Consider the following 8,530-nt stretch of genomic DNA (forward strand, 5'->3'; position numbering starts at 1 on the left):
CCCTTCCTCCCCTTGCTCCCCCTGCTCCCCTTCGTGGCACTCTCCGTCCGGCGCGTCGGAGACGAGGGCAAGCTCGGGGGCGGCGACATCGGCGTCGCGCGATTCGGGGGTAGTCATCCCGTCAGAGTAAGGGGCACTGCCCGGGTTGACCCCTGGCCGAGGTCCGAAAGGCAGTGGTTCGTTGGTCTTACGACCCGGGCCGGCACGTCAACGCGGGCCGGGTGCCGGGGGCCGGCGTCCCGCCTCCTCGCCTCCTCGCCTCAGGCGCCGGTCGTAAGAAGCCCGCCGAGGAGGCCCCGCATCCCACAGTCGATGAGCACGTTCTCCGCGGGGAAGGCGCCCCGGAGGCTGCCGAACCGCACCGTCGTCTCTCCCGGTCGTCACCCCGACGACGACGCGGATACGGGAACACGCTTGAGAACGGCGGTTGCTGAAAGCTTGGCTTCATCGGCGCAGTTCCAGTGCCGCGCGATCCGGTAGGCAACGGAGTGCACGACAGCGAGGTTGGCTTCACGCACCTCCTCCGTCGCTTTCTCCGGCGGATGCAGAGCCCGCACGCCCGCCCCTGATTCCAGCGTGACTGCTACCAGGGCGGGAGTCGTCTCAGAGCTGGACTTGAGCTCAGGGCTGACGCATTTAAAATAAAGTTCCGCAAATCGGCCGCTGGCAAGGGCAGTGTTGCCCTGATCCAGATATTGAAGACCCTCCAGATTACGCCTGTTTCCAGCAGACGTATCGGCGGCTTCATCAGCATCCGCCTCATCCGCAAATTGCACGTTGATCTGAAGATAAGGCTCACCCACAGAGCCCGCCTTTTGGATCGAGCACGCGTGCCGGCTCTCGTCGGGAGCACTGGCGGTACCGGGCACATAAGACGTGGCCAGCGCATCAGCGGCCTTGTCCGGACTATCAGGGTCCTGTGCCGCATAAGTCTTCTGACCTGTCAGAAACCCCACGGCACTCGCCGCTCGCTCAGAGAGGGTGCCGTCACACAGTTTGATGGCAGACACACCTGAAGCCTGCGATGGTTCGGGGTCCTTGCTGCCACCACCGCAAGCGACCGTCAGGAGGGACAGGCACACAGCCACGGAACCCATCGCAACACCTCTGGGCGACACCATTCTCATCACATCAATCACCCCGTCTGCGGAAGGTTTCCCTCTTGCCGCTCCTCAGAGTTCCCATTGTTGTAACCCTCGTTGGCGGTACTGATCAGATCCTGCATCAGAGGGCTTTTCAATTCCAGACCGTGATTCGCCTGAAACAGTTGCAGAGGCACCTGGACGTTCGATCTGCCGGCCGTATAAACCACGCTCTGCGCTTGATGAATTCGCTCCGCGTGATCATCGCTCCATTTATCGGTCGAGGCATCCGACCAGTCGCCGACCAGTTGCCCCGCATATTGTTCTACCACGCCTTGACCATTCTCCATTGCCAGCGGCACGAGGACGGCCGCCACTCCGGCCGCAGGCGCAGAAATAGGCAGGAACGCGGCACCGACACCAATAGCAGCGCCTGTCCCCAGTTCAATCCATCCGGACTTCTTCTCCATTGCGGAATTGTAGTCGTCCGCGGCCTTGCCGCCCTCGGCACCGATCTGGTCCGCACGTGACTGGTCAAGAATTCCTTGGGTCAGGGCTCCGGTGCGTACCGCCTCGTGGGCGCCCGCTTGATCAATCGCACCGTTGTCCCCGACCTGCGCCTCCAGAACAGAAGACGTATAAACGCGACTGGCATCGGAAACCGTGGCGTAGGCATCCGGATGCTGCCCGAGCGAGCTCAGGAATTTTCTCGCGTTTTCGTCACCGAATTCCGCATGCGCATCCCAGTTGTCCTTGGGCGCAAAGACGCTTCCGGGGTCGTTGTTCTGGTCGAGCGCCCAGCTCAAGTCATCGACGTAGCTGGCCCCCATACGACCGAGACTGTCCGAAAGCGCCGACTGGGATTTAAGCAGGCCCGCGTCTCCTCCATAGGTCTGGACAACCTTTTCCATGATGTCGGAGCCCGCAGCAGTCCGCACAAGACTGGCGTGTTGATCATCATAGGCGTGTCCGAGGGTAGCGGATTCCAAAGCATGACCAAAGGCATCGGGAATATCATTCACGGACTTCGCCGCCTCGGCGGGATCGTGCCCGACTATGTCAGGGAAGGACTGATAATCCTTGTTCTCGAAGTAGTCCAGGTAACTGCTTATCTGCTTACCGTCGGCATCAACAGGGATTCCACCCTCAAGGGTTCCGTCCGTGTTGTAAGCCTGCGGATCTTCCGAGAAGAATTGCTGCGCGGCTTCCGGGCTGTGCCCCATCGCCTCCAGCATACTGGTCACCGGATCGTAGCCCGCACCGTCCTTGCCCGACGGGTTGAACGGAAATTTGTCATACCCGAGGTCGCTTTTGGAATTGGCGAACATATAAGGGTCCTTGGCGTGAAGCTGGACCACATGTTCGGCAATAGGGTTCAGGAACTTTGGATCATAGTTCCCGTACCGCATGATTCCACCGAGCAACTGATAGCCATACGGACCGTTGTAGTCGCCCGCCTGGAGAGGAATCCTCTGCGTCCCCAGCTTGCGCATCTCCTCCGACCAGCGGTTGGGCCACTGATCCTTCGGTCCGGCCGGGTTCGTCGCAGTCGCCAGCGTCAGGCCCATGTCTTTCTGCAACGCCTGGACGTCCTTGAGCCGTTGCTTGTCCTGGGTGGTGCCGTCGTAAGTATCGGTGGAAAGATCGCCGAAAAATACGAGTGCCTTCTTGGGCCCGCCGATGCCATCATAAAAATCTCGGGAGAATTCGCGCGACTTACTGTTGTCCTTGAGGAGTTCATTCAACTGAAGCAATTGACTGTGCGTGAGGTCAGCACCCTTGCGTGCGAGCGCGACGGCACGGTGTGCTTTTTCTGCGTCCAGACTGTTGTACACGGGCTTGCTGAACTGATGTCCGTCCGACGTGACATCGGCCTTGAGGGCATTGGAGGCGGAGGTGTCCGCATCGTCGCACGTCTCCACGATGGCGTCGACCCGCTTCTGCAGGGCTTGGATGCGTGACTGCTGCTTCCCGTACATCTCGGAAAAATCCGGGTCGTGCCGGGCGCCGTTGTTCTCCTCCACCGGATACTGCGCCACCACCTTGCCGTGTGCACCGATCATCAGTCCCTGAGACGGTGCGTCATGGTCGATGAGCTTCTGGAGGTCGTCCTTCGCCTTCTTGAAGGCGGTGTACGCCTCCGAGATGATGGCGTGGATGCCCTTGGCCTCCTTGGCCGCGTCGCTGAACTCCTTCGCGGTCTTGTCGATGAAGGGCTTGGTGATGTCCGCATTGCTGCCGACCCAGTACTCGTCCTTCGCCTTCGCCGCCATCGTCGTATGCGCGGTCGTGGCAAGCGCGTCCAGCTTCGTGGCCATGGTCGACCAGTCGTGCATCGCGGCGGAGAGCTTGTCCAGCGGGGCCAGGTAAACGTCGTTGTACGTCAGCACAGCCGCTCCGTCCCTACTTGAAGTACGAGTTGATCGTGGACACCCGCATCGACGTCTGGATGTCCGCCTCTTCCTTCTGATGGGACGCCGCGCTGTAATCGAGATGGTTCGAGATGAGCGCGCACGCCCCGAGCAGGGCGTTGACCTGCGACTTCCACGTGTCGTGCACCTGCTGCAAGGCACCGCCCGTGACGAAACTGCTGACCGTCAGCATCTGCGCCGCCGTCTGCGTGCTGGCTTCCGCGATCTTCCCGTCGGTGGTCAGCGTGTCGTGCAAGCTGTACGCGGCGCTGCCGAGCGCGCCAAGGTGATCCTGGTTGACCTGCAGGTCTTTGGACGACGGCCCGCCCGCCCCACCGGGCTCAGGCGCCACGTGGTTCAGCCTCATACCGACGTTCTGCGCGGCCTGACCGCGAGCGGACGCCCACTCCTCGTCGAACGACATCGATCCCCCGTCCCCGTTCCACATCCCCGTGTCGCCGCACGGCCATACCGCCCGACGGCTGTCATGCGCACGGACATTTTATCGGGTCTTTGTCCTTCCAGGGGGCCTCAATTGCCAACGCCTTTCGGGCTTTCCGCACCATCCGGGCATTGCGGCTCCGCCCGGGGCCTGAGACTTGGCAAAGAAACGCCGCACCTTGGGAGGCGTGCACAAAGAACGCCCTTTCCCGCAGGGCCGGTTCCGGGCACAGGGCATTGCGATGGGCTCAACGCGGGGCGGCGAGCGAACCGGACGGGGACGCCTGGGACGGGGCTCCGTGAAGGACGGCCACAAGGACGGCCACGCGGAACAGAGCGCGGTTGCGAGTCGGCCGTGGCCGACAGGGCGCCGCGAGGGAGCTGTTGGCCCGTCCGTACGCTGCGGCCCGCTACGCCCCGCCGGCCGGGGGTCCGCTCTGTCCGCCGCTCGGCGGGGGCGGGTACTGCCCCGGGTACTGCGGAGGTTGCTGCTGCGGATAGCCCTGATCCTGCGGCGGGTAGTACGGCTGCGGCGCAGTCGTGTACGCGTACGGAGGCTGCTGCGGCGGGGCGCCGGCCGCCCTGGCTTTGCGCCGGACCCGGGACACGGCGAACGCGGCCACTGCCGCCACCACAACCACGACGGCCGCGCCGATGCCGATCCACAGGCCCGTGCTCCCGCCACTGCCGGAGTCGGAGGCGGCGGTCGCAGCGGGGCTCTGCTTCCCGCTGTCACTGCCACCAGCGGCCGGAGCACCGGCCGAGGCCGACGCGGACGGGCCTCCCGACTTCTTCTCCGACGCGGCGAGATCCGGCAGCGGGTAGACGTCGGCCGGACCGGGGTCGCCCGGGTTCTTCAACGCCACGAGGGGGCGGACTGCTCCGTACCCAATCTGCTCGTTGTGCCGTGGGCCGGTGATGGGACCACTCGCCGTGTTGAGCAGAACCCGCAGGATCTGATTGTTGGTCCAGTCGGGATGCTTGGACCAGAGGAGAGCGGCCGAGGCGGAGGCGAGAGCGGTGGCAGGGCTGGTTCCCGTGCCCTCGCAGATTTCGCTGCCACCGGTACAAGCGCTCCAGATGTTCGTAGCCGGTGCAGAAATGTCTACCTGCGGACCGGTCTCAGATCCGGACCAGAGCTTTGCATCCTTATCTAGACCACCGACACCCACGACACCAGGAGTAGCGGCAGGATATTCGACAGGGTTTCCCTTGTCCCCACTGTTGCCGACAGAAGCAAAGAGGAGTTTCCCTTTACCCAGAGCGTACTTCACTGCCGAATCGAGCTGAGCCCCATTACCATAGGGGTCACCCACGGAAATATTGATGATCTTCGCGGGTGAATCAGCCGCATATCTAATGGCCTCAGCCATCCCTTCCGGGAAACTTTTCCCGTCCTTCGCCCCATTCTCGATGGCATATGGAATACGCACAGGAATAATCTTTGCCCCAGGCGCCAGTCCCCATGACCCCTGGATCGGGCCACGCCGCCCCGTGCCCGCGATCAGTGCCGCAATTCCCGTACCGTGGTTATCGACGTCGGTGTATTCGTCCCCTTTTTGCATCGAAAAGTCCTTCCCGGGCAACACTTGACCTTGCAGGTCCGGGACAGACTTATCTACACCTGAGTCGAGCACAGCAACCGTTACACCACGGCCCGTGGAAATCTTCCAGATCTGTTCGGCTTCCATGGCATCGAGATGCCACTCTTTGCCACGAACTGTGTCAGCGGCTTGCGTGGGCACTGCCGCCATACCGAGCAACAGTGCCCCTACACCGGACGTCACAATAGCCTTGATCCCCAGCGACCGTCCGCGCACTTTGCGCATATGCCTCTAACCTTTCCAGCGGGCTTACTCAATAACAGGAGGAACAACCCGCCGGTTGCCCTGTTGCCACGTCTCTTCTTCCTCAGTCAAGTAGTCAGGACGTTCGCTGCCGCGTTCATCATCGCGATGTCGTGCCCTGCTTCGCCCACCACGAGGAAGCGTGCCAGACCGTCCGCCTTGACCGGGCTCGCGCCCTTCGGTCTCTTCGGATCCAGCTCGTGCCAAGCCCGAACCACCTTGAGTGAAGGGGCGGGCGCCCAGCTTCTCCGACTGAGTCGGACGCCCAACAACACCCCCTGGCTCAGAGGCCAGTCGGCGGCCACCCACGAGACCATTACGGCCAGCAGCTGTCTGGCCTTCAGAACCCATGTGCAGACCTGAGCTTCCCCGGCCTCCCAGAGGAGGACGGTTGCCGGTCCCGTTCGGGGCTTGCTCGCCCCCGACAACCATGCCTCGCGGGAGCCGCGCCGGTACCCGGCCATTGGGTGACTCAACAGGTTTACCACCGACGATGCCGCTCTCTCTGGGAAGTGAGACACGTTCGCCAGTGACCTCGTTACCTGTGACCCGCGGCAGAGGTCCTCCTGACAGCGGAAGCTGACGCCCGAAGGGACCTCCGCCACTGCCCGCGTAAGGCACACCACTAGGCCGTCCCCCAAAAGCCGGCGGTACGGAGGTGGCGAAACCCTGCTGCGAACTGTGATGAGCTGGCGGTGGGGCGGAAACAGAGGAACTCGGCCCAGCAAGTGAACTTCCCGCGCTGTCGACCTCCATGTGCGTGTCTGGCGCAAACGGGGTCTGCTGCGAAATACTGTGCGCGCCCCCGCTGGCCGGGGAGTTCGAAAGTCCAACGATCGAAGTTTTGCTTGCCCTCAGAGAACCGCTGACGGATCGGCTATCTGCCCGACTCCCATGCGTGTCAGTGCCACCACTGACTGAAGAGTTGCGAAGGCCCCCCTCCTCGCCAGACACCGTCCGGTGCGCCTCCGTGTCTTGCCAAGTTTTACCCAACTGACTCGCCGGAGGCGGAAACGTAGGTGGTTTCAGGGCGTTGATCTGGCCGCCCCTGTCCACATACGTCGTTGCCAGCTTCTGCATCGTGGCTGCGGCGTCGCTGCGTGTGGCTTCGATGCGTGAGTTGGCCCGGATCGCTGTCATGTCGAGCGCCGGGGAGTCACTGTGCTTCATCGCCTGTGTTGCCTTGTGCAGGTCCGCCTGCGGGCCCGTGGTGCGGGACAGGTCCGGCATGTTCGCGTGGGCCTCGACGATGGCCTGGGAGACCTCGTTCATCTGCTTGCTTGCCGCGTCCGCGTAGGCGCTGAGTTTCAGCGTCGCGTTTGCCGTCTGGTTGCCCCACTCGCGGAAGGCGTCGCCGCCCTTGCCCTCCCACGTCAGGCCCATGACGTGCGCTTTGAGGTGGTTGCCGATGGTCTCCACCGTCTTGTGGATCGCGGCGAGCTTCGCGGAGAGGTTGCCGGCCGCGTGGATGTCGGCGGACTGGAGCAGTGCGTGCATCTGCTCGTGCGACATCGACTCGAAGTCCGTCTTGGCGGCGATCAGCCTGCCGCCCCCGTGTCCGCTCACTTGGCACCCCCGTCTTCGCCAAATCCGTGGCTGATGCCGCCGCCACTGCTGGTCTTCTTGGAACCACCCTTGTCGGATTTGTGGTACGGGTCCCGATCCGGGTGGTACTGCGCCTCGATCTCGGAATTCAGCTTGTGCATCCGGGACTTGATGTCGTCGTCCAGATCGCTGTAGCTCTTGCCCGAGGTCTCGATCGCGAGGCTCATGCTCTCGATCTGGAGGCCGAGCACCTTGGAGAGGTTTTCCAGCTCGTTGTGCACGTTGTCGTACGACGCGTAGAGGTACTGGGCCTCGTGGAAGCCCTCGCCGCCGAGGTGTGTGCGCTGCATGCGGTCCTGGCCCACGCGGGTCGGGGCCGCCTGGGAGCCGTGGAGCATGGTGAGCAGGCCGTCCACGTCCTTCTTGAACTTCTTCATGTCGGCGAGGTTGCTCATCATGTCGTTGACCGCCGACACCACGCCGCCGAACGGGTCTCCGAACAGGCCGCCGGTGTCCGACGACCCTCCTCCGCCCCCCGCTGCTGCCGCTACCACGACTGTCTCCCCCCGTCCCCGCCGCTGCGCGGATGGTCGTGCGCGCACCGCCAGGCCTGTGAATGCCTCGAAGCCGTACAGGACAAGCTTCACGGCCCACTGTATCGACCGCAAGTGACAGTACGCATCTGAGGGTTACCGGGCAACGCCGTTCGCGTCACCCTTGCGCCACAGCCGCCTGGGGCCGGATGGGCAGGCGGCCGACCGGGCGGCCGGTCGCCGCCCTGACCGCCGAGGCGACCGCGGCGGGCGAGGTCACCACGGAGACCGCGCTGCCGGGCTTGGCGCCGAACGGGGCGACGACGTCGCGTTCCTCCACCAGCCGCACGATCTTGATGTCCGGCGCGTCGAGCGACGTCGGCAGGGCGTAGCCGGTCAGGTCGGGGTGGCGGACCAGGCCCCGGCCGGTGCGGAGGTTCTCGGTGAGGGCGGTGCCGATGCCCTGGGTGACGCCGGCTTCGATGCGGGTGCGCAGCTGGGCCGGGTTGAGGACGCGGCCGACGTCCTGGGCCACCGCCATCTCCACGACACGGATCGTGCCGAGTTCGATGTCGACGTCGACGACGGCCCGGATCGCGCAGAAGGAGAGGCCGACGAACGCGTCGCCCTGGCCCGACTCGTCGAGCGGCTCGGTGGGGTGGGGGCGGGAC

Annotated in this window: 7 protein-coding genes; all 7 read right to left on the reverse strand. The window is 63.9% G+C overall.

The genetic code is table 11. The features are described from left to right. Window positions 1-380: 380 nt before the first annotated feature. Window positions 381-1,010, reverse strand: a complete 630-nt coding sequence (locus LCE31_RS32075; protein ID WP_225020651.1) for a hypothetical protein — start codon at window positions 1,008-1,010, stop codon at window positions 381-383. Window positions 1,011-1,135: 125 nt separating this feature from the next. Continuing rightward, on the reverse strand, window positions 1,136-3,472 hold the full coding sequence (locus tag LCE31_RS32080) for a hypothetical protein (RefSeq protein ID WP_225020653.1): 2,337 nt from the start codon (window positions 3,470-3,472) through the stop codon (window positions 1,136-1,138). A gap of 13 nt (window positions 3,473-3,485) precedes the next feature. Beyond that, a complete protein-coding gene (locus tag LCE31_RS32085) occupies window positions 3,486-3,917 on the reverse strand; it encodes a hypothetical protein (protein ID WP_225020655.1) in 432 nt (143 codons plus the stop codon). Window positions 3,918-4,344: 427 nt separating this feature from the next. Further along, window positions 4,345-5,763 (reverse strand): type VII secretion-associated serine protease mycosin, encoded by a 1,419-nt coding sequence (mycP, locus tag LCE31_RS32090; protein WP_225020657.1) that lies wholly within the window; start codon window positions 5,761-5,763, stop codon window positions 4,345-4,347. Between the two features lie 24 nt (window positions 5,764-5,787). Further along, window positions 5,788-7,347, reverse strand: coding sequence for a WXG100 family type VII secretion target (locus LCE31_RS32095; RefSeq protein WP_225020659.1), 1,560 nt, complete (start codon window positions 7,345-7,347; stop codon window positions 5,788-5,790). Further along, window positions 7,344-7,880 (reverse strand): hypothetical protein, encoded by a 537-nt coding sequence (locus LCE31_RS32100; RefSeq protein WP_225020661.1) that lies wholly within the window; start codon window positions 7,878-7,880, stop codon window positions 7,344-7,346. Before LCE31_RS32100 ends, LCE31_RS32095 begins: the two co-directional genes overlap by 4 nt. A 157-nt stretch (window positions 7,881-8,037) precedes the next feature. After that, window positions 8,038-8,530 (reverse strand): molybdopterin cofactor-binding domain-containing protein (locus tag LCE31_RS32105; RefSeq protein WP_225020664.1); only part of this gene is annotated, 493 nt, incomplete at its 5' end.

It is taken from the genome of Streptomyces sp. 8L (assembly GCF_020176795.1).
Lineage (GTDB): Bacteria > Actinomycetota > Actinomycetes > Streptomycetales > Streptomycetaceae > Streptomyces.